Source organism: Ralstonia sp. 22086 (assembly GCF_052045975.1).
GTDB lineage: Bacteria > Pseudomonadota > Gammaproteobacteria > Burkholderiales > Burkholderiaceae > Ralstonia > Ralstonia wenshanensis.
In genome coordinates, this window is sequence record NZ_JBQEPZ010000001.1 from 1830047 (window position 1) to 1850171 (window position 20125).

17 protein-coding genes are annotated in these 20125 nt (G+C 57.2%); 5 read left to right on the top strand and 12 right to left on the bottom strand.

Annotated elements, in window-relative coordinates:
• Positions 1-226 precede the first annotated feature (226 nt).
• Complete coding sequence (locus ACTJK6_RS08615; protein WP_127592075.1) at positions 227-1675, top strand: hypothetical protein; 1449 nt, start codon at positions 227-229, stop codon at positions 1673-1675.
• An 8-nt stretch (positions 1676-1683) separates the two neighbouring features.
• Here the strand turns inward: ACTJK6_RS08615 and ACTJK6_RS08620 are convergent, their stop codons facing one another.
• The 5 genes from ACTJK6_RS08620 to ACTJK6_RS08640 all read right to left on the bottom strand — a co-directional run bounded on the left by ACTJK6_RS08620 (position 1684) and on the right by ACTJK6_RS08640 (position 8283).
• Positions 1684-3360 carry a patatin-like phospholipase family protein gene (locus tag ACTJK6_RS08620; protein ID WP_164775005.1) on the bottom strand — a complete coding sequence of 559 codons (1677 nt, stop codon included), beginning with the start codon at positions 3358-3360 and terminating at the stop codon, positions 1684-1686.
• 1098 nt (positions 3361-4458) lie between these two features.
• Complete coding sequence (locus tag ACTJK6_RS08625) at positions 4459-5361, bottom strand: AAA family ATPase (protein ID WP_440838729.1); 903 nt, start codon at positions 5359-5361, stop codon at positions 4459-4461.
• Positions 5362-6071: 710 nt separating this feature from the next.
• The gene (locus tag ACTJK6_RS08630) at positions 6072-6767 is read right to left on the bottom strand and encodes a zeta toxin family protein (protein ID WP_240674307.1); all 696 of its coding nucleotides are present in this window, start codon (positions 6765-6767) and stop codon (positions 6072-6074) included.
• A complete protein-coding gene (locus ACTJK6_RS08635) occupies positions 6764-7447 on the bottom strand; it encodes a hypothetical protein (RefSeq protein WP_240674306.1) in 684 nt (227 codons plus the stop codon). Before ACTJK6_RS08635 ends, ACTJK6_RS08630 begins: the two co-directional genes overlap by 4 nt.
• Entirely contained in the window at positions 7444-8283 is an 840-nt protein-coding gene (locus ACTJK6_RS08640) for a TIGR04255 family protein (protein ID WP_240674305.1), read from the bottom strand. The genes ACTJK6_RS08635 and ACTJK6_RS08640 overlap by 4 nt, the downstream gene beginning before the upstream one ends.
• A 140-nt stretch (positions 8284-8423) precedes the next feature.
• On the opposite strand from ACTJK6_RS08640, the gene ACTJK6_RS08645 reads away from it, so the two are divergent.
• Genes ACTJK6_RS08645 through ACTJK6_RS08655 form a run of 3 tightly spaced genes read left to right on the top strand, consistent with a single transcriptional unit; the run spans position 8424 to position 10309 of the window.
• Entirely contained in the window at positions 8424-8681 is a 258-nt protein-coding gene (locus ACTJK6_RS08645) for a multiubiquitin domain-containing protein (protein ID WP_127592067.1), read from the top strand.
• Entirely contained in the window at positions 8656-9858 is a 1203-nt protein-coding gene (locus tag ACTJK6_RS08650) for a ThiF family adenylyltransferase (RefSeq protein WP_127592065.1), read from the top strand. The genes ACTJK6_RS08645 and ACTJK6_RS08650 overlap by 26 nt, the downstream gene beginning before the upstream one ends.
• Positions 9848-10309, top strand: coding sequence for a DUF6527 family protein (locus ACTJK6_RS08655; protein ID WP_127592063.1), 462 nt, complete (start codon positions 9848-9850; stop codon positions 10307-10309). The genes ACTJK6_RS08650 and ACTJK6_RS08655 overlap by 11 nt, the downstream gene beginning before the upstream one ends.
• A gap of 36 nt (positions 10310-10345) precedes the next feature.
• Here ACTJK6_RS08655 and ACTJK6_RS08660 read toward each other — a convergent pair whose 3' ends face one another.
• The 6 genes from ACTJK6_RS08660 to ACTJK6_RS08685 form a co-directional block, all read right to left on the bottom strand.
• Entirely contained in the window at positions 10346-12187 is a 1842-nt protein-coding gene (locus ACTJK6_RS08660) for a hypothetical protein (protein WP_440838732.1), read from the bottom strand.
• A gap of 16 nt (positions 12188-12203) precedes the next feature.
• On the bottom strand, positions 12204-13301 hold the full coding sequence (locus ACTJK6_RS08665; protein WP_127592059.1) for a TniQ family protein: 1098 nt from the start codon (positions 13299-13301) through the stop codon (positions 12204-12206).
• Complete coding sequence (locus ACTJK6_RS08670; RefSeq protein WP_127592057.1) at positions 13285-14217, bottom strand: TniB family NTP-binding protein; 933 nt, start codon at positions 14215-14217, stop codon at positions 13285-13287. The genes ACTJK6_RS08665 and ACTJK6_RS08670 overlap by 17 nt, the downstream gene beginning before the upstream one ends.
• 19 nt (positions 14218-14236) lie before the next feature.
• A complete protein-coding gene (locus ACTJK6_RS08675) occupies positions 14237-16183 on the bottom strand; it encodes an integrase (protein ID WP_240674303.1) in 1947 nt (648 codons plus the stop codon).
• A complete protein-coding gene (locus tag ACTJK6_RS08680; protein ID WP_127592055.1) occupies positions 16164-16706 on the bottom strand; it encodes a TnsA endonuclease N-terminal domain-containing protein in 543 nt (180 codons plus the stop codon). Before ACTJK6_RS08680 ends, ACTJK6_RS08675 begins: the two co-directional genes overlap by 20 nt.
• Positions 16707-17096: 390 nt before the next feature.
• Positions 17097-17507, bottom strand: a complete 411-nt coding sequence (locus ACTJK6_RS08685; protein WP_127592053.1) for a helix-turn-helix domain-containing protein — start codon at positions 17505-17507, stop codon at positions 17097-17099.
• A gap of 617 nt (positions 17508-18124) precedes the next feature.
• Between ACTJK6_RS08685 and ACTJK6_RS08690 the strand changes: the two genes are divergently transcribed.
• Positions 18125-19675, top strand: a complete 1551-nt coding sequence (locus ACTJK6_RS08690) for a DNA cytosine methyltransferase (RefSeq protein WP_127592051.1) — start codon at positions 18125-18127, stop codon at positions 19673-19675.
• On the opposite strand, the gene ACTJK6_RS08695 is transcribed toward ACTJK6_RS08690, so the two are convergent.
• A complete protein-coding gene (locus ACTJK6_RS08695; protein WP_127592152.1) occupies positions 19662-20111 on the bottom strand; it encodes a very short patch repair endonuclease in 450 nt (149 codons plus the stop codon). The genes ACTJK6_RS08690 and ACTJK6_RS08695 overlap by 14 nt on opposite strands.
• Positions 20112-20125: the final 14 nt, after the last annotated feature.

Below are 20125 nucleotides of genomic sequence, written 5' to 3' on the forward strand. Positions count from 1 at the left end.
GCTGCGTTTCAGACACTCGGCGTGGCCTCACCGAACGACTGCAACGGGTTTCGATCTGGGACGGTCGTGGCCCAACGATCATCGTCCGGCCGAGTCCGGGGCCATGAAGAGTCGTTCGCTACCACCTTTGTTGGACGTTAGGGACTGATGCGCCTTGCGAGCGGACCTTCGGGCGTTAGTCGGATTCGATGTTAGAGTGACTCCGGCACCGTTTCGGGAGCGCGTGATGCCTTACAACAAAGGTCCGGACAGGCTTGGTGCAGCCTGGGCTGTTGATATGCAGGCCCATCTGCCTGAGAAACGCCCGGCGGAAGCAGGCCGCTTGATGGCGTGGGCGCGAGAGCGCAAAACCGGTGCTCCACGCTATATCCTTGAGCTTGATGAAAATCACCGCGGCGCCCACTGCGACTGCGAGTGCGTTAGTTGCGGCGGCGCGCTGATCGCGGTAAATGCCGCCCGCGAAACCTACCTGCGGCGGCCGCACTTCCGCCATACCGCTGGCACCGAAAAGCATTCATGCCTCGTGCTGGCGGCACGCACGGCCATTCTGGCAACACTGGAGAGCACGGGCTACCTAGACCTGCCGAGCCGTCGGCGTACGGCGCGCATCACCGGCCTCTCCGGCAGATTTTATGACGCATGGGTCGACGCGCCGGCCGAGCGGGTGCACATCGCTTCCTGCTCGTTTTCAGATGAGGCGGCGGCGATTGTCACGCTCGACGACGGTCGGGAACTGCACGTCGTTCTGGTGGGCGGCCATGCCGGCGACACTGACGGTCCACCTCATGCTGCGATCGAGGTGTTGGTCGACGATGTGGCGCTGGCCGCCATGAGCCCGGAGGAATTGCGCCACCGTACGCGTCTGCTCGTGAGCGGGGCGCGTTGGTGCGGCCACTGGCAAGACAATGTCCTGCTCGACTCCGCGATGGATCAAGCTCGCGCGCAAGCTGCAGATGCACTCGACCTGGTCGACGGAGAGATTGGCCTGTCCGACGCGGCAACGCCAAAGGAGATTCGCGAAACGCTGCTGCACAGGAAGGCCAAGGAGATCCTCGAGCGCGAAAAGCGTCTCATGGTTCCGCAGATGAGCGTGACCGAGCGCTCGCCGCAATGGCCGCGGGAAGCCATTACCCGCAAGTGCCGCGATGCGCAGGAGCTTGAGCTCACGTCAGTCGCGCTTGAACAGCGCGTGGGTCGGATAGTCCCGGATGTGACCGCCACCACCCTGCCCGCTCCCGGGTGGTCCGCCGAGAAGCTGCTCATCGAAATCACCGTGACGAACAGGATGGACGTCGCGCGCCTCGCGCGAATCCGCGAGGCTGATCTTCCGACACTGGAGATAGACCTATCCCGCCTAGGCGGCAAGGTAACCGAGTCCGAGTTCACACGATTGATTGTCGAGGAGGTCGCGGGAAAACGGTGGCTGCATCATCCAACGATTGAGGCGGAGCGCGGCCGGCTTCATGCCGAATGGACGGCGGCTGGAGCGGCGCGCCCCGTTCTGGCACCGCGACGTGAGCGCTCTTCAGGCAGTTTGAGTGGAGAGGGTCGCTACCCGTCGCAACGCTACGCCGGGCCAAAGGAAACAGACTTATGGCTCAAAGGCGAGGCGCTCGAGCGGTGGAAAAGAGAGAATCCTGAGTCGGCGGCGATTTGGTTTCCCGAAAAGGACTGAGACCGTAGCTACCAAGATGCATCTTGAGCCCAACACCTCACGGGCAGGTTGGCAGTGTGAGAACTATCGGTCGCAAGACTAACTGCCAACGGCTGCTTTCCCGTTATTGAAATCGATACCTCGGTCTGCGGAGTTTCCTTCCGACATGCATCGTCAACTGTCATTCCTTTGCCCCCCATGTACGCACATAGCGAAGACCGCGACTCCACGTCATCCATGATCAAGACTCGCGCGGCAGCATAGAGAGCCTCTTGAAGTTGCTGATCGGTACATCCGTCTGGCCCGACCAATTTCCAGTGAGTTTCAATTTGAGTGACAAGCCGCTCAAGCCTAACAAGAGAGCCTCTTCGGAATTTCTCCCGAACACTATCTCCGGATTCAAAATCCTTTGCTTTGAAAGCAACTCCAGCGACTTCATCCAGCGCGATGTGCCACACGAAGCACTGAAACGATCGCCGCTGTGCCGGCGGAATAGGTTTCGAAAAATCGACGCTGCAGCGAACAGCGCCAAAGTACGGTCGACAGGTAACAGGGATGTCAAATAAACCGACACGTTGACGCTCGACATAGTTTTGCTGAACATCACCAAAATTTTCTGAGCCAACTATGCCGAAATCCGTTTGCCCCAACCCCATCTTCGTCAAAGTATCCTGACGCCGCCCTTCGAAGAGAGAATCTATAGCGTCAAACACATTGCGGTTGAACAGCCTATCGCTGACTCCGCGCTCATCCGCCAAACGCTCAAAGCGAGCACTGGTGTTCGGCGCACTTGCATCAATCGAAACAATCACGCACGGCTTGCTACCGAGCTCTGTCGGCATACGCGTGAATACCCCTCCGTATAGCCGGGAGAAAGCCATATCCCAGAGTGTCTCAACCCCCAAATTGTCGGATGCGCCACCATCAATGAGATGAACATAGGAATGAGGCGACCAAGAATATGTCCCTCCACGCGGATCGATAAGGCTTTCACGCCTGAATCGCTCGACAGTCACGGAATCGAATATGCCCGGGAATGCCGCTGACGTCGCAACCGCTGTCGCAACTCTCATGTTGTACAAGGATGAACCGAGCTCTTCAACAAAATAGTCGTTTGAAAACGTTACCCTCTTTCCTCCTGCAGTTATATCCGTAGCATTGGCGAGAAAAATTGGGCCAACTGGTGGCATTTCTCGATATTCTTTCCCGGAAAACAGAACGCTATCGAGAACATCGGCCATGACATCGGTTTTTGTCTTATCCGTTAGGGCTATCGCGGGCCAATTCGATGGGGCAGCCCATTTACTCAAGAACAAGCCCCAGAAATTTGTTCTCAGCTTGCTTCGCAACACATCCCACTGAACATTAGGCGCATTGAGTGCATAGTAGGCACCAGTCAATCCTCCACCGGAGACGCTTGAAATGGCATCAGCCTCCTGAAGGATTCCGACCTCCTGCAGATTCTGAAGCGCTGCCGCTGAAAAATTGGCCGCCCGGCTCCCCCCGCCTGAAAGGGCAACGCCGAAGAAAGATGGGCTAGTAGACCACTGTGGGGAAATTTGTGTACGAGGCACGTCGATATGCAGAATGCCGGACTCGGCAATGATCGGCAGTGGCTTGTTTATTGCTTGATTTTCACCATGCACGGAAATGACTGTGCATCCTACGGTAAATGCCACCATTGCAGATAGGGAGAGCCACAGCATGATGGCTCGCACAGAAAACCCTACACGAGATGCGAGCATAAACACGATAATTTCTGTCGAAACCGTATACCTCGGCGATATTCGGCGAAACTTGATGCTCGATCTAGAGGGATTTCACGCGTTTCCTCACCGAGCAGCGCAGGAATCTTGGCATTGAGCCCTTTAACGCCAAGCAACATCTGTTCGGACGAGAATAAGAAAGCCGGGCAACAGATTGGAGCATTGACAATTCGCTCATTGCGGAGGAAACCTGGACAACCCTTACCTCAGCTCCTTTCGCCTATACGCGGTCATCGCGTGCCGGAAGCGAACGCCAATACGCGAGCCACGACGATCGTCTTAGCTGGCAGAGCCAGCATCGGCCCACCTCGTCCGCGCAGGTGGTGACATCAGGGTACGGACTTGATGCTAGCCAACTGTTCCCACGCAGCAGGGCGGTAGTCAGGAACCTTCGCCAAGACTGGCAGAACATTGATCGTCACGGAAGAATCCTTCCCGGACGTAATCCAAGCGAGTGGGTAGTCGCCTGCATCTCATGCGGGCTCACAAGAAATATCTGTCGAAATCGTGTACTTCGGTCATTTCAAACGAAACTTTATGCATGGCGTGAGGTTTCTCATTTTTGAGGTGGCTCGCGAATGATTTCACCTGAAGGGGTAGACGGGAACGATGACATGGTTGTCTTCATCGGAGCCAGAACGCTTAGTGCGACCCCTACGAGTTGGGCAGGACGTACGAGATCTCGCTCAACGTCACGGATTACCGCTTGCGTTTCGTGCACGTCAGCCCTGCCAAACCATCGGGTGGAAAACTCCCGCAGAATCGCCGTGTAGCTACCGGTAAAAGCATTCCCGGCCCCATCGTTGGCAATCACGAGGTCAGCGACCGTTGTCGTCAACGCTTCGTCGCCGTCTGGCACAAGTTCAATGCGTACTTTGAGCATAACTGTCGAGACATGTCGGAATTGTTCACTGCTCAGCAGAACAGCTTGTCCGGTCTTAACGTGCTGACATGGTCAAGCTTGGCGAACTGATTCAGCTCCGCACTATGTGTTGCGGAAAATCACCGGTGACACCATCACTCACTGCTACCAGCAATTCACGCGTTCGTTACGAACCCGATCGATTTCTGGCCGACACGCGCGGGCATCGTCGGTGTGGCAATGAATTCGCCTGCCGCCAGTGCTGTGGCGAAAGCGTCGGCCAACAAACGGTGAGTCTGGCGCAAATCAATGTCGGTACGTTCCGCCAACGCTTGCGCTGCGTGAGGATCCAACTCGATACGCTTGCGCGTCGTGCGTCGCAAACGCTCGACTTCCGCGTGAATGATCAGCAGTCGCTGCTCAGGCTCCGGCGCAGGAATATCGAACACCTCGACCCGGCTCAGCAAAGGGGCTGGCACAGCACGTAGATCGTTGGCCGTCAGCACGACGATGATGCGACTGGCGTCGAATTCCATTCGAAAGAATGCGTCTTCGAACTTGCGCGCAGTTTCGCTTTCAAGCAGATCAAGCAGCACCGGTAGAACCGGGTATGTGCCATCGCGACTGATTTTGTCCACCTCATCCAGGACGAGGACTGGCGTAGCGGCGTTGCTCTTGGCGAGCAACTCGACCACCATCCCCGGGCGAGCGTGGCGCCAGCCACTATCGCTACCTACGAGTTGGAAACTTGCCTGCGCGCTTCCTGCAGCCCACTTCCGCATTGGGACGTCCAACGCATCTGCCAACCTGAGCGCGAGGTGCGTTTTCCCCACGCCAGGCAGTCCCGTCAGCAGGATGGGCCTGATACGGAAATCATCTGTGCGCATCGCGCTGGCGAGCGTAAGGTCGATCCTCAGTTTCTGAATAGGTTCGCGCAGGTTAGCAAAGAGTCCCTGCGCTCTTTCGAGCTTCTTGTGCGCTGAGCGGATACGAGGCAGCGCGCGATAGCCATCATTGTCACGAGCGCGCTCCAACAAGGGCCGAGCGTACTTCGCTTGGTCGCGGTCGGCAGCTTGCAAGTTCGTGTGGGCTCGCTCCAATGCTTCCGGCTGGAAGACACGAACATGCCTGCGCCTGACTCGCCGAAGCGCAGGCGCTACCTCTGCCGGCACAGCCGGCGTTGGCTCTTCCGGGTGGGGTTCGGCAGCGCTTTCCGGTGGATCATCGAACTCCCGTCTGATTTTTCGCTCAGCGGCAAGTGCAGTGTGCGCGTCAGATGGAATCAGCAAGCGCCAAGTGCTGTGGCTACGAAGTAATGCGAGATCGCCCAAAGGCGCGAACCCAGGAGGATGCTCTGGGGGTTGTCCTGGAGCAGACATGATGTTTCTCCACACGCAATAGGCGGCGCTAGCCGCGACTACACAATCTGCTTGTGCTAGGTAGACCTCTGTCGGGTCAGCCAACTATTCGCGTGGAGGTTCGCCCGCGCTGAGCGAACGCATGGCTGCCGACCCGGACCCTTGAGGTTCGGTTGTGCCCGACGCAGGTACGGAAGGCAGCCATGGTGGGGATGGAGTAGGTAATGACGTGGGTTGCTACGTATTCAGAATAGTGCATCCGGAGCGAAATAGGTTGACCGGATTGTTGCGCTGGACCAACTCCGGGGCGGCATCAACTCCGCCTGTCAGAGACACAGCAACGCGGATGGCAATGACTTGGATCGCGGCTCACACATCGTGCGGCGAGCCACGGCGATCACTCAATGTTTGCCGAGATGAATTCTTGTGAGCTAGGGAATGATCATGGGCCACCATGCGGGCATGGTGTCGTGTTGGGCCAATAGTGAGCCGTTCTTTACAATGGCCACGGGTCGATGGCTACGTTGTCCATCCTCTCTGTCCCGAGAGTTGTCGAAGAACACAGCTAGCGGCACGATCTGAAGGGCCTTTTGCGCATTGGCAAAGACTCTGGGGAATCTGTGGTGCTGAACATCGGCCGAAACATCATGCCCCCCAACCGTGACCCGCTGAAGAACGCGCTGCTGGGCAAGCCCCACGTTATCGAGTCCCACAAACAACATGACTACGTAGTAGCCCGCGGCAACTCCGCGCTGCAACTCCGCGAGCTTGTGGCCGTAGGGATCGGAGAAGACGGTCTCGAAGACGAAATGGTGCTGCGCCCCAGCCGAAGCGGACAACAGTAACTCCCGCAGACGGGTCGCTTCGGATTGCGCTTGAAGAGCAGTCTCCCGTGTTTGCGGGGCATTCGAATTAAATTGAGCCGCCTCACTCAACTCACGTTCGATCTCGTCTGCGTTGATGTACACAGCCTCCACCGCGTCCTCGAGCATCGGTTTGAGCAATTGCTGCCACAGTGTGGTCTTGCCGGCGCCGTTGGGGCCGGCAATCATGACCATCAAGGACTTGTTTCCAGCGCCTGCGCTGAGCTCGTCAAGGAACGCGTTGAAAAGCTGCGCACCCGTCAACTCAGATCCATCCCGAACTTGTCCGCATTCTTCCGCAGATTCTCAATGCCCTTCTTCAACGCAAGGCGCTGTTCAGCTCGATGCCGCTGAGTGCGCGCAGTCGGGCTCGTCGCGCGCGCCAGGAGCTCATATGCCTGCGCAAACTCGCCCGGATCCAACTGAGGCGAGTGCAGCATCTCCAAGAGAGTGGTGTTTCTCCCGGGTATGGGCTCGACCAAGAATTTTCCAGCCAGCGGCGCACAACTGGCCCACTGTTTGGCCAGTTGGTACAGACGCCACAACCGGATGCGGTTGGATGGATTGAGCTTTTCCATCAGGTCGGTGCGCAGCCACGCATATACCGTGATGCGCTCAATATGCAAAACTTGCGCTAGCTGCGTGACGTTGAGTCCGAACGCCTCTCTCAACGCCTCCACCATCTCTCTCGGCGTTGTGAGCGCTGGTTCGAGCGGTCGCTGCGAGGAAGAAAGTTTGAAGGGGAGAGGCACCACCGCGTTGATGCTTGTCCCACGGTATTGCCCAACATCGCTCAGGCCCATTACCACTGTCGGCACAGCGGTGCCACAGTCGACCCGCACGGCCTTCAGCTCACGAACACCGGTTGATCCAGCTTGGCGCCACATAGCATTTGATCCGATCGCCGAGCCTAGCTTCGCGTCACGTTCGGAAGCGTAGATCATGTGTTATCTCCTATTGCCACTCCGGGGTGCCATTCACGCTGGGCAAGCGGGGTAATCATGGCGCGGAACGCCGACGACACATCGGTATGCATCTGAGTGAATAGCTGATTGAGCGTTGCGCGATCCGCGTCGTGCGTGCCGTCAACCCAGCGATCGCTATCGATGACGCCACACTCCCCCGGCTCAGCCTGCGGTGAAGGCTGCCCAGGGCTCAGCATCCCCTGCAAATCCATCGGCAACGATGGCACTCCAACTCCACGCATAAATTGTAGGCGCATCCTCCCCAACGGATAGCTCACGTCCAGCATGGACACATGGAGGTCTGGGCCGCCGGCTGCCCCTGGCAAAGTCGGCATCCCAGTGAGGTTCCAAGGGGCATGAACATAATCCTCGGGCCGCTGTCCGTGCCGAGGCATCAGGAAATCCACGTAGCGCAAGCCCAGACGAGTTACTGCGGCGACTTGCACATCTGCCAGCGCATCGGTGATGTCGAGCCACTCCTCCCTAAAGTGCGGTGAGTCGATGTAGGACGTAACGGCATACGAAAGTGCACCCTGCTGGATGCGCACCATCGCATTGACCTCGTTATTAACGAGATCGTAGCCAATGGCCTGACCCGTTCGCTGCACGCTGGGCTCGGTATCGAGGCTGATTTCAAAGCTTACGCCGTTGGTCTGGCTGACCGTCGGGAATCGAGCTCCCACTCGCTTCGTGATTGCGTCGCGCAGATGCTCAGGGGTTGCGGTGGCGCTGGGCAGAAATCGAATTTGAGCGAGTACAAAAACTAAGGGCGCATGCGCCCATTGCCCCCGGCGGAGGGCGGCATCACTAGTCAAGCGGGCTCCTTGATCGTTCGTCGGGCGGCGACATTCTACATCTAGCTTACACCGTACTTTACACCTTACAAAAAATCTGCCACACTGCATTCACCTTACACAGAATCTTACATTTCTGTGGTTTTGATGGAGCACAAATCATGTCTACCGCAACGCAACACGCAACGAAGATCGTGGTAAATCTTGATGAGGTGGAGGTGCATCAGGAGAAGCTTACGTACGCACAACTGGTGCACTTGGCGTATCCGCAGGATCCGCCGGCCGAAAGCTCGGACATCGTGTACACGATCACGATCAGCGCCCCGGACCTCGGGGATTTTTCGTTGGCCCGGGGGGACAAGCCGGTGCCGGTAAAACAAGGGATGGTGTGCCATGTCCGCAAAACCGGCCGTTCTTGATCCCGTGCTGGCCCCGTTTCTTGTCGCGGGGCTGCATGTAGCGGTGCAAGGCACATACCTGCTCCTACATAACGTGCCAGTGGTCGACAGTCAGCGACAGTTGCAGCTGGGCACCCTTGTCGTCGCACTGGTCTACACAGATAGTCAGGTGACACCGCCGGCCACCCATCAAGCATGGTTTGACGGCCCCTTCCCGTGCTTCGCGGACGGCTCCGCGATGGAGCAGCTGCGACATACCGATGTGGCAGGCGGCATGGTGGCTCCGGGAGTTCCTGCCCGGTTCTATTTCTCCAACAAGAACGAGGGGTGGACGGGTTACGCCACCCACTTCGACCAGTTGATGCACTATTGGCGCATCATCACGGACCAGGCGCGCGTCATCGATCCCCACTGCACTCGGCCGTTGGGACCTGGAGCGTCCCAGGTGGCGCCACGAACTGGGCCATTCCGCTATCCCGACGCGTGCTCTACGCGAGGCAATTTTGTGATGGTCTCCGAACGCTTGGCAGACCACAAGATTGCGATTGTCGGGCTGGGAGGGACTGGTTCCTACGTGCTGGACCAAGTGGCGAAGACGCCGGTGCGTGAAATTCATCTTTTCGACGGCGACGATTTCGAGTTGCACAATGCTTTTCGCGCGCCCGCAGCCGCCAAGGAGTCGGATTTTGGTCGGCCCAAGGTTGCATACTTCGCCGAGCTGTACGATCCGATGCGATCGGGCATCGTCCAACATCCTTCTTATGTGACAGACACCAATGTCGGATTGCTGGGACAGTTTGATTTCGTCTTTGTCTGCATCGACAAGGGGCCCGCGCGACGACTAATCTGCTCTCATCTCATCAATCAAAAGGTGCCGTTTATCGACTGCGGGATGGACATGTCGCTGTCCGCAGCGCGGCAGATCTTCGGCACGTGCCGGGTCACAATGGCCTCGCCGGACAGGAACAACCACTTCTTCGATCGCGCCCCCACGATGGAAGACGCAGGCGACGCGCTCTATGACCAGAACATTCAGATCGCAGATGCAAATGCGCTCAACGCCATCCTTGCCGTTATGCGATGGAAACAGCATTTCGGTTTCTATGCCATGAGTTGGGACTGGCATCACCTCGAATTTGTTATCAGCACGATGGCTCTTGCGAAGGCGGAGAAGGCCGAGGGCACAGATGCGAATTAACCGGATTACACCGGAAGTGGTCGAACTCGCTCCCCGCGTGCTGCAGCCCGGTCGCCTGTACATCAGCCCGAAATATCGGGCAGCAGTGCATCTTTGTTGCTGCGGATGCGGGGAAAAGGTGGTCACCCCCCTTTCTCCAGCGGAATGGCGCATTGAACTGGCCCAAGGGAGAGCCACGCTATACCCATCGATTGGAAACGGATCCATGACGTGCCGGTCGCATTACTGGATACGTGACAACCGGGTGATTTGGACCGCTCAGCTGTCGAAGAGCCGCGTCAAGGCAGTTTTCACGCGTGACCAGCGCGATTTGGAGTCGATGTACCGCGATGCCACGGCGCTACGGAAGTCGGAACAGAATACTCCAAGCCCCTCTCCATCCGACCACGAGCAACGGGGACTTGGCTGGCGCGCACGGTTGAATGCGTTCTGGCAGCGGCTCACTCGCTAATGCCGCGGGGACTACTGGCTCATTACGCGTTGAGACTTACCGTTTATCCCCCGCATGTGGTTTCTTGGCTGTAGCGAGACGCAGAATGGTCCGAGTCCGCGGCCAAATGTACTGCCGGCAAGGAGCCGACGCGGAAGTGGGGCCCGCGACAGGCAGGATTCCAGATATCCGCAAACGCTGAGCGATCTGCTTGGGGCTTGTCCGTGAAAGGCGAGCCAGTTCGTTTCCCAGGACATATCGCTTCCGGAATTGATTCAGCGCGCTGGCGTTAACCCACTGCGCGGTACGACGACCAATCCTCTCGACTACGGCAGGCAAGATCCCTGATCGGACCAAGGCATAGGCAACCTCCTGTTTCACACCAAGCTGTAGTGCCGCATCGTTGATGGAAAGTCTTATGGGCATCTTCTTTTGCTCGAAAGATCGCCAGCTCGCAATCTCCTCCTCGTTCAGCAGCCAATTCCCGATCTGCTGACTGGCCTGGGGCGGCACCCACACGGACAATTGTCCCGATTGGATGGCCAGAATCATCGCAATAAACTGTTTGGCATCGGAAAGCTGATACTTCGCAACGTGTGCAACCGAAACCGAGTGCCCGCTTTTCGTGACGACAGGTCGCCCACATCTTGAACATTGTTCGATAGACGCGGGATCAATCCACCAGCGCTCCCCGGCCCTTGGCGACCCGCCTAGAGCGACAAGCAGCCCTGCCGTCAGGAGTTGGCGAACACGTTTGTCACTGATTCCCAATTGGTTAGCAGCTTGCTCAAGAGTCATGGCGCACCTCAATCGATCAGCGGAGTCCATGGCCGCGCTGAGATTGATAACCCGTGCGAGCCTGCCGCTATCGGTGACCAACTCTCGGGTCGGGATTTCATGGTGCACGCCCATCCGCCGAAGCAACGAAGGATCTACACCGATTTTTCGGGCTGCATCTAGTACAGGCACCCATCGATGCTCCCGCACAATCTGTGGCCCCAGGTTGCGATTTCGACGAGCCAGCGGGGCCTCCCAACGGTCATGGACATAGCCCTCAAACGCGTGTCGAATGAAGTCGAACCTCGAATCGTCGAGATGGCGATAGATATCCTGGTAGATCGGCCCCATGGCGTTGCGGATTCTCCAGTCGATCGCGTAAGCGCGTTGTTCACGGATCGTGTCCAGCAAACAATAGAAGCCATTCGGCCATGCCATCAGTGCGTTGCCCGCACCATCTGCAATTGGCTTTGCCACGGCGAGCGTTCCTGCATCCCGAAGCCTTAATGGCTTCTTGCGATCGGCGGTATCGCTGCGAATGCCGATTCGTAACGCCACTTCGTGAAAGTCAGGCAGAGTTAGATGTGCCGTAACATGGTTGGTATTCGCCCTTTGCCGAGAGATGCGGAGAGCCAGTTGCCGCGACACCCAAAGCGCGCCCTTCGACACATCTTCGGATTCTGGATTGACACCGGCAAGTGGTGCTCCGCAGTTGGTGCAGTGAAAATGCCCCATCGCATCAATATAGAGTGAGGCTCCACATGTACCGCAGCAATCCTGAAGCCAGGAGCTGTGTCGGGTACAGCACGTCACCAGCATCAGGCTCCAACTCGCGCGCCAGTAGGGGGCGTCACCAAGACAAGAAGGACAGAATTTTCGACTGCGATAGTTCCAGGCTCTCGCTGGCCGAGTGCCTGGGTTGCGAAGCTCTGCGGATTGATCCCCCCAAGCTGCCGGTCGCCCGCCCCCTTTTGTCCATGAATCTACATCCTCCATTGGGGCACAACGGAACGCCTTCAACAATTCCGCGCTGGTCAGCGCATTGAGTTGCGCTGTCCGGCAAAGGAACCCGAGCAAGTCCTCATCGTCGCGCGGGTCGGGTAGCACAGATAATCCGAGCATCACGTTCTCCACCCGCTTACATCGAACCGCTCGACGCTGTCGATGTTCGAGCGTGCGTCGCTGCGCGGTGCCCTCGGATCAACCAGTCGTATAGAAGCGGCGAGACGTACCTGGCGGCAATCGACTTCGCAATAGATACCGTCTTCGAGAAAGTCGAGGCACGTGCAGCCTCTGGCCCAACGGCAATGCGAAGCGCCGATGCGAATCCACCACGCCAGTGCGTCAGTACGTATGCCGCTTTTTCGAACTGCTCTCGAATCAGAGCCATGCTGTAGACCGAACGGTGAAATCGTGAGACGAGCACGAACCGACCGAGACCGAAGCAACCAAGAAGAATCACCAAATCCAAGAGGTCCGAGAATCGGGCCTCAGCCGGCCATGTCGCCAAAATGGGAAACGTGCTTGCGATCTCGCCTCCCGCCCGCTGGTGAAATTGCCGAGACACTTCACGCGCTAACACTTGTGCTCCATGGCTCGCTGAAGAGGTCGGGATATCGAGCAAGTCAGATCCGCACGAACAGAGCGAGTAAGCGGGGCGGGTGCGTAGAAGAGGTTTCGACGGAGCACAAGCGCAATGATCAACCAAATAGATTCCGTGCGCGGGACAGACAGCGAGCGGCGCAAGCACCCAGTCCAAAGAGCCGTAACCTCGCTCGGCGACACACAACGGACATAGCCGGCTGCGCAGCCAAGCAATGTGTCGCACAGCAAGGACTTGATGCCCGAACGTTACATGCCGCACCCGGTCTATGCGGCGTGGAAGCATCGGCCAGAAAATAGTCGGATCGACACCGAGAGCCTCATCAATGTGAGGCTCAAGTAGTTGCAAGGTTTGCGGAATTGACTGCAGCGCATTGCGCTCCAGCACTCGAAACATGAAGCTCTCGAAGTCTTCCCACTGGTACGGCACAACGTGCACAGGCAGCGAGGTGACCCCAACAGCGGCTGGTCTATCGCGCTGTACCTGCGACTGAGCAGCTTTGTTCCGATACCTACCGATGCTCGTCTTCTGATCGAGGAGGCAATACAACCTGGGATCGTGCTGATAGATGCGGCTGTCCGTGGCCCGTCGTTTAGGGCGGGCCACGCCGCGAGTTTTACGCTGCAGTGCCATTAAAGTTCTCGAAGGGCTCGCGCGTGCCAATCAACGGACTGAAGTTGAACTCCTCCGTAAATGGGTTTCGCTCTGCCGGAACTTCGTTCCAAACCTCATCGCGAAACGCAGCCGCCAGGACGCTTCGATCAACGCCAGACGCTCGGCCACTCTGAACCATCCATACTGCACGGTCCAGGACCTTGATCATGTAGTCAATCAAGCCAAAGCTGGCATGATGGAAACGATTCAACATGTTGTCTGTAGTGAAGGTAACGGCAGGCACGGGAAGGATGTTGCGAATGCTATGAATGAGGGTCGCGAATTCGTTCTGGCCTCCATGCGTTTCCAAACAGAAGCGTTCGAAATCCACGACTGCGCAAAACCGGCGTCGCAGTTGTTCATTTGCCCACAGCAGTTGCTGCGTGCGCTTAAGGCCGACGAGTACAACCGTGACGTCAGATTCGTTCATGAGGCTTTTGATCCAGTCTGCAGCCTCGTAGGCAGTGTTGCGCTTGTAGTCAACAAGGTGCTGCGCCTCGTCCAGAATGAGGACCTCCGTCTGCAGGTTTCTCAAGAGCGTGACCACTCGCGCGATTTTTCTCTCGGCTGAGTGTGACGAGGTGGTGGCAAGCGGATCGTCGAATGCTTGCAGGATCGCCATTGCCATGCTTTTCTTGGACGGAGAGGATGGAATTTCCACACGCAGAGCACGGCGGAGCTTCCCTGGAACCCATAGCGTGGGGAATGCCGTGTTCACGTACTGCTTTAGCGCCGTGGTTTTTCCTGAGCCGCTTGGCCCAAGTACCATAAGCCCCCTACTGGTCCTTGCGCGAAGGGCATCTTGATGAATCTCGCCCAATCGATCGAAAGCGCGGCGCGCCTGCGGTGTGTTGATGAACTGGTGGCGAAGAGAAAAGTCGGTGTGCGTGGTCATGTCGATCTCCAATGACGGCTTAGAAGCTGCGAGGATGAATATCAAACGTAGGAGCACTGCCATCGAACTCAAAAGCGAGGCTCGCTTGCGTCGGTTTCGGCTCTGTGGCTGGTAGCGAGGACTGACGCTCGCGCCCCTCCTTGTCCAGCCGTACCTGGGCGGCGGCGCGTCGCTTGCGCAGCTTGTTTGACCGTTTGGCCTCCTCCGCATCGACCATGATTTGGTGATATGCCGCAAGCACAGCGTCGTTGTCGTTCGGGTCGCCTTTTTCCTGTTTGACGCGCTCGCGAGCCTGCTTATAGAGATCCCTGCTCTTGCCGACCATGCGCTTGTCTCTATTCGGAACCTGAAAGAACAGATTGCGGTATGGGTCTCGTACCCAGATGTGACCGAGCTCGTCGCGGAACCGAATATCGACGCTGGCCTCGTGCCCGAGCCGGAGTCGCAACTCCGCCAACTCGTCAGAGTGATACTGCTGGCAGTCCACCTCAACGCCGTAGTGATGCAGCCGCGGGCTTACTCGGTTTGACAGGATGCACTCAAGCTCATCCAGATCCACTGGCAGTCGGGGGGTCCGATCAACCTCACCCTCCAGCCAAACCGGAGCAGGAGCTCGGCCATTCAAACCTCGATGTGGACGCTGGTGATAGCAGTCGACGATCCACTTGGTGACCAGTGCATTCAGATCTGCAAGTGTGATGCAGGCAAGCTTCTCAGAAGGATAGTCACCCCGCTCGCGGGGATTTGAGAACGTAGTCCCGGCGAGGCGGTGTATCAAGTCCTCCGCCATAGTTCGGAAGAATCGTTCAACCGCCCCTTTCATTTCGGGGCCACGTGAGCGCGGAAAAAGGAGTTCAATCCCCAGCTCGTTGAATGCTGCAACCAATCCAAAGGCGTGAAACTCTGCGGCGTTATCTGGAACGCAGTAGCGCGGTAAGCCGCATGCGCGCCATTCGTTGACGACATCGGGATAGCTAGCCAACCACGCTTGTTTCGGGCGGATGGCCCGCTCTATGGTTCTGAGAACGCTCTCGGTGTTCGGTGCGGACAGATGGATCAAGAAACCCATGATCATCCGACTATGCCGATCCAGAACAACTGTTATGTATGGACGACCAATGACCTCACCAGTTTTGGGATCAACTATCAGGATGTCCAGCAGCGTATGGTCGATTTCCCAGCGATCCAGAATCGCTTCAACATCTAGGCGGCCGATGGCGTTACGGTGTTTGCGGTCGGCAGCGTGCTTGCCCAACCGCTTGCACTCGAGCTGATATTGATCCAAGCGATCGATGTATCGCCGCAAGGTCATTTCAGACGGCAGTACTATCTGCTGCGACGGCAAACGCTCGTTGTTTGCGGCGTCTACCCGCAACTTGAACGCTCCATACACCTGCGAGATCGTGGGCCGCTCGGGTTTCAGATAGTGTTCTTCCAACACCGCCTGCAACAGGGTCTCCAGCTCATCTCGAATGACCACAGCACGACCCTTCGCGCAGTGCTGTGGCACGAGACGAACCACGCATTTCGTTTTGCCATAACGGCGAGCCCATCGCCGCACTGTTGGCGGTGACGGAGGACGTTTCTGGTCTTCTATGACACAGGCGATTGCTGCGATGCGTGTGCGGAGTTCCTTGTCGTTGGGCAACATTGAACCGTCCGGCTCGAAGAGCGCATTTAAGTAGGAGCGGCGACGCAATGCCTCGTCAGAGTGCTTTTTTGGAAAGCACGTGAGGTCCGGCGGCGCACTTGTGACCAAAGGAACGCTCTCGATGTACGGTTGCTCGGAGTCCAGAGCGATCTGCTTTTGCTCATATAATCGGTAGAACTCCGGCTCGGCAAAGAGGACTTGTTCACCGAAGTCGTCTTTAAATGCGAGCCGTCGATCCATTAAACGGTTTACGAGTACCAATCTCCGGCCATTGAGGAGAATACACAGCCGAGCTTTAAGCGAAAAGGTTTGCATGGCGATGCCCTCCCCCCACGTAAACCGCAGCTTCCAACTCAATCGGCTTGTCCAAGTCGATACCGACAAAACCCAACCCGAGCAAGCGCCAGCCATCGTCCGCACCGACCAGAGAGAAGAGATCTGATAGCGTCCCTGGTCGACTGCAATGCAAGCGACGGTGGAAGTGCTCGAACTCCACCGGAGTAAGCCGTCCTCGCCGGTGGTACATCAGCTTCAGAACATTTGCCGCGCGTGGCTCGACGTTAAGTTGTTGGTCGGTCACGATGCGGAACTGCCGGCCTGATTGAGCGAACAGCGTCGCGGCCGCCGCCATTCGGCGGGCGACCCGTTTGACTTTCAGGCGGCCGGCCGGCTTCACCTCGATCCAGCGCTCTGTTCCGTCCACCAACCGCAAGCGCAGATCCGGGAAGTATTGTTCCTCCCGACCGTCCACCGAGATCAACTCAAGTGAAGGCTGAACCTCATAGTCGCGCACCAAGGGGGAAAGCTCACATAAGCGGATGAGCTTTGCTTCGAGCATCGACTCGCACTCCGTCGGCCCCCCATTTTTCAGGGATGGAATGTAGGCCCTGAAATGATTGGAGCGACGAGTAATGACTTTACGTACTGACATATAGGTCTCCCTGCCCGCCGGTTCCGCGCCTTGCACGGGCACCGTGGCATACCAGTTTTCGAGCGTGCGACGTCCTCCGGACGACCGAAGGGTGTCTGGAATTCAATCCGCAGGCACGAGCGGGGCCTCAAGCTTGACCAAGAACGGTCAAGCCGAGGGCTTCTGACTACGGAAAAAGACCAAAGGGGGGCTTGACGCTACAGGCGGGAAAAAGGAGACTAGTTCTGTCCAACTGGCATCTCCCTGGAGATTCCCCACAAGAGCGCTGCAGACCTCTGGTCTGTGGCGCTTTTTTGGTTACATGGTTCCTCCTTGTTGAACTGGTTCGGTTGGCATCGACGTTCTATCGCGCTGCCGGCGGAGCGCTGCCAGCACGTTGGCAATGATGTCGACGCCATCAGCCTCGAGATGAGGCAAGTCCGCGATCAACGACCTGACAAGTTCGCTTTTCTCGAGCGACAGCTCTTCTGGCAGCCTCAACGAGCGCTGCGATAAATCCGCCCTCCTATGCAGTTCCTGTCGGCCAGCGACATCGAGTTGCAACGCATCACCTAGCGCTTGCAGCAACTGGGAACCACCCGGTCGTTTCCGTCCGGATTCGATGCCATTGATGTAGGTGGCGTCCACCCCCACCAGGCGCGCGAGGTCAGCTTGTGTCAGATCGCAATTCGACCGACGTTGACGAACGAAATCTCCGAGCGCACTCATCTCTGGGTGTCATCTTTTGGAAAACCTAGACCATGAAAGCCTAAGCCCCCCCGCTCGCTTGCGCAACAGCTCGCCCCGGCGGCAACAACGGAGCACTATTGAAAAGACACCTCAAAAATGCACAAAAAAATATTTAAAATTTCATCAAAGAAATATCACCGTACATTTTTTGAAGTTTTCTTGTCGGTATTTTTTTGATTATTGAATTTTCAACGCAGATGTGCGGGCGCGTTTTTGCGCATTAAGTTCATTTTTGGAACCCAAGAGCCCTGCGAGATGATATTTTTTTATGAAATTGAACTGCCGGATAGGCCGCGCTGCAGGAATACGCTAGAGCAAGGTGCAGCTTAAGAAAGTACCTGCTTCCGCAAGTTCGCCGGCAGCCAACACTGGCGCGCCCACTTCTCACCAGAGATCAAGTTGACAGGCTGCACGCCAGTAGCGTTGATGGATTTGGCACCGCCTCAGTGTCCCCACCCGGCAACGCCAGCACATGACCGCTGGTGACTGGAGGGACATAAGGAAGGTTAGACAGCGCACGGCACGGCCGCCCGCCTGATAAACTAGCGCGCCCTGGCGTCCGCCGGGCTGAGTACTTGCATAACTAGACAATCTAAATGACGCGTGGACGCGCGATACCTGTAATTGACCTATTCGCGGGCCCGGGAGGACTCGGTGAAGGGTTCTCATCGATAGTCGGGCGTAACGGCAAACGACGGTTCGAGGTCAAGGTCTCGATTGAGAAGGAGGAGATTGCACATCGGACGCTTTCGCTCCGTGCGCTGTTTCGCGCGCTTCCTCCCGATGCGATACCTGCCTGCTACTACGACTATCTACGCGGCGACATCTCGCGCGACGAACTGTTCTCGCACCAGTCGATTTCAGACGAGGCGAGGGTGGCATCAGAGGAGGCTCGTTGCGCAGAGCTTGGAGTCACTCCGCACTCGGAGGTTGACCAATGGATCGCCGAAGCTCTCGGCTCAACGACAGAATGGGTCTTGATTGGTGGGCCTCCTTGCCAAGCCTACTCACTGGCTGGGCGCTCCCGGCTGCGTCCGAAGGATCCTCAGAAGTTTGAGGCCGATAAGCGGCACTTCCTCTATACGGAATACCTCCGGATCATCAGAGAGTTCGGGCCCGCAGTATTTGTGATGGAGAACGTCAAGGGCATTCTGACCTCGCAGCATGGAGGGTCCCCCATCTTTGATCGCATCCTCGCAGACCTGCGCATGCCAGGCAACGGACACGAATACGTGATTCGGTCCTTCGTTGCGGAAGGCGAGGATCTGGAGCCCAAAGACTATCTGATCGAATCCGAGAAGTATGGCCTGCCTCAGGCACGACACCGCGTCATACTTTTCGGGATCAGATCTGACTTGGCATCTGCCGGCGCAGAATTACTTGCACAAAAAGGGCGCTTCTCTCTCAAACCGGCTTCGGCCCCAGTCACTGTGCAAGAGGCCCTCGCAGGATTACCGGCACTTCGTAGTCAGCTCTCTCGCGAGGAAGATAGCCAAGACGCTTGGGTTTCTGCACTCGCGAAGACATCCTCGGGACTCAAGGGATGGCGTGTACCAGTTCGATTGGAAATCGAAGCACGAATTGCGCGCGCATCGGCCTCGGCAAGACGGCATAAGTCGTCCGGAGGACGATTCATTGCCGGTGCGCCCAATCCGGACAAGATGCCCGAGGAACTACGTGAGTGGATCATTGACCCGAAGCTTGATGGTGTAATTCAGCACGAAACCCGCAAGCACATGCGCTCCGACCTTGCCCGATATATGTTTGCTTCATGTTTCGCAGACATCTGCGGATGGTCTCCCAAGCTTCCGGATTTCCCAGAGCGACTGTTGCCCAACCACGGCAACATGTCGGCTGAGGCTGTACCGTTCATCGATCGTTTTCGTGTCCAGATCGGCAAACAGCCTTCGACCACGGTAGTTTCACACATTGCAAAAGATGGGCACTACTACATCCACCCTGACCCTTCGCAATGCCGGAGTCTCACGGTGCGTGAGGCAGCTCGACTTCAAACGTTTCCCGACAACTACTTTTTCGAGGGAAATCGTACTCAGCAATATTGGCAGGTAGGTAATGCTGTCCCACCTTACCTCGCGCGCCAGATTGCCGAAGTAGTACTGGACTTTATCGACTCTACGCGGCGCTGATTTCTCCCGCTGGCTCATCGCTTTCAATCCAGCGGGCAAGTCGCTGGGAGAGTTCTGAAGCAATTGTTGGATCACGAGTGCCACATTCCCAGACCACAAGAACCCGCCATCCCAACTCGCGCAACGCGTCCGTGGCGGCTTTGTCTCTAGCCACATTGCCTTGGAGTTTCTCCCTCCAAAAATCACTCCTTGAAGAAGGTAGCTTCGCGTTTTTGCAGCCGGCGTGCATGTGCCAGAAACATCCATGCACAAGAATCGCGACATTGCGACCCGGCAAAACGACATCCGGAGAGCCCGGAAGATCCTTGCGATGAAGCCTGAAGCGGTAGCCGGCAGCAAAAAGTGCCTTGCGAACAAGCACTTCAGGCTTGGTGTTCTTTGCGCGGATATGGGCCATCATGCGGCTACGCTCAGCCGGGGAAACAATGTCGACCACGTTCAAGCCCTAGC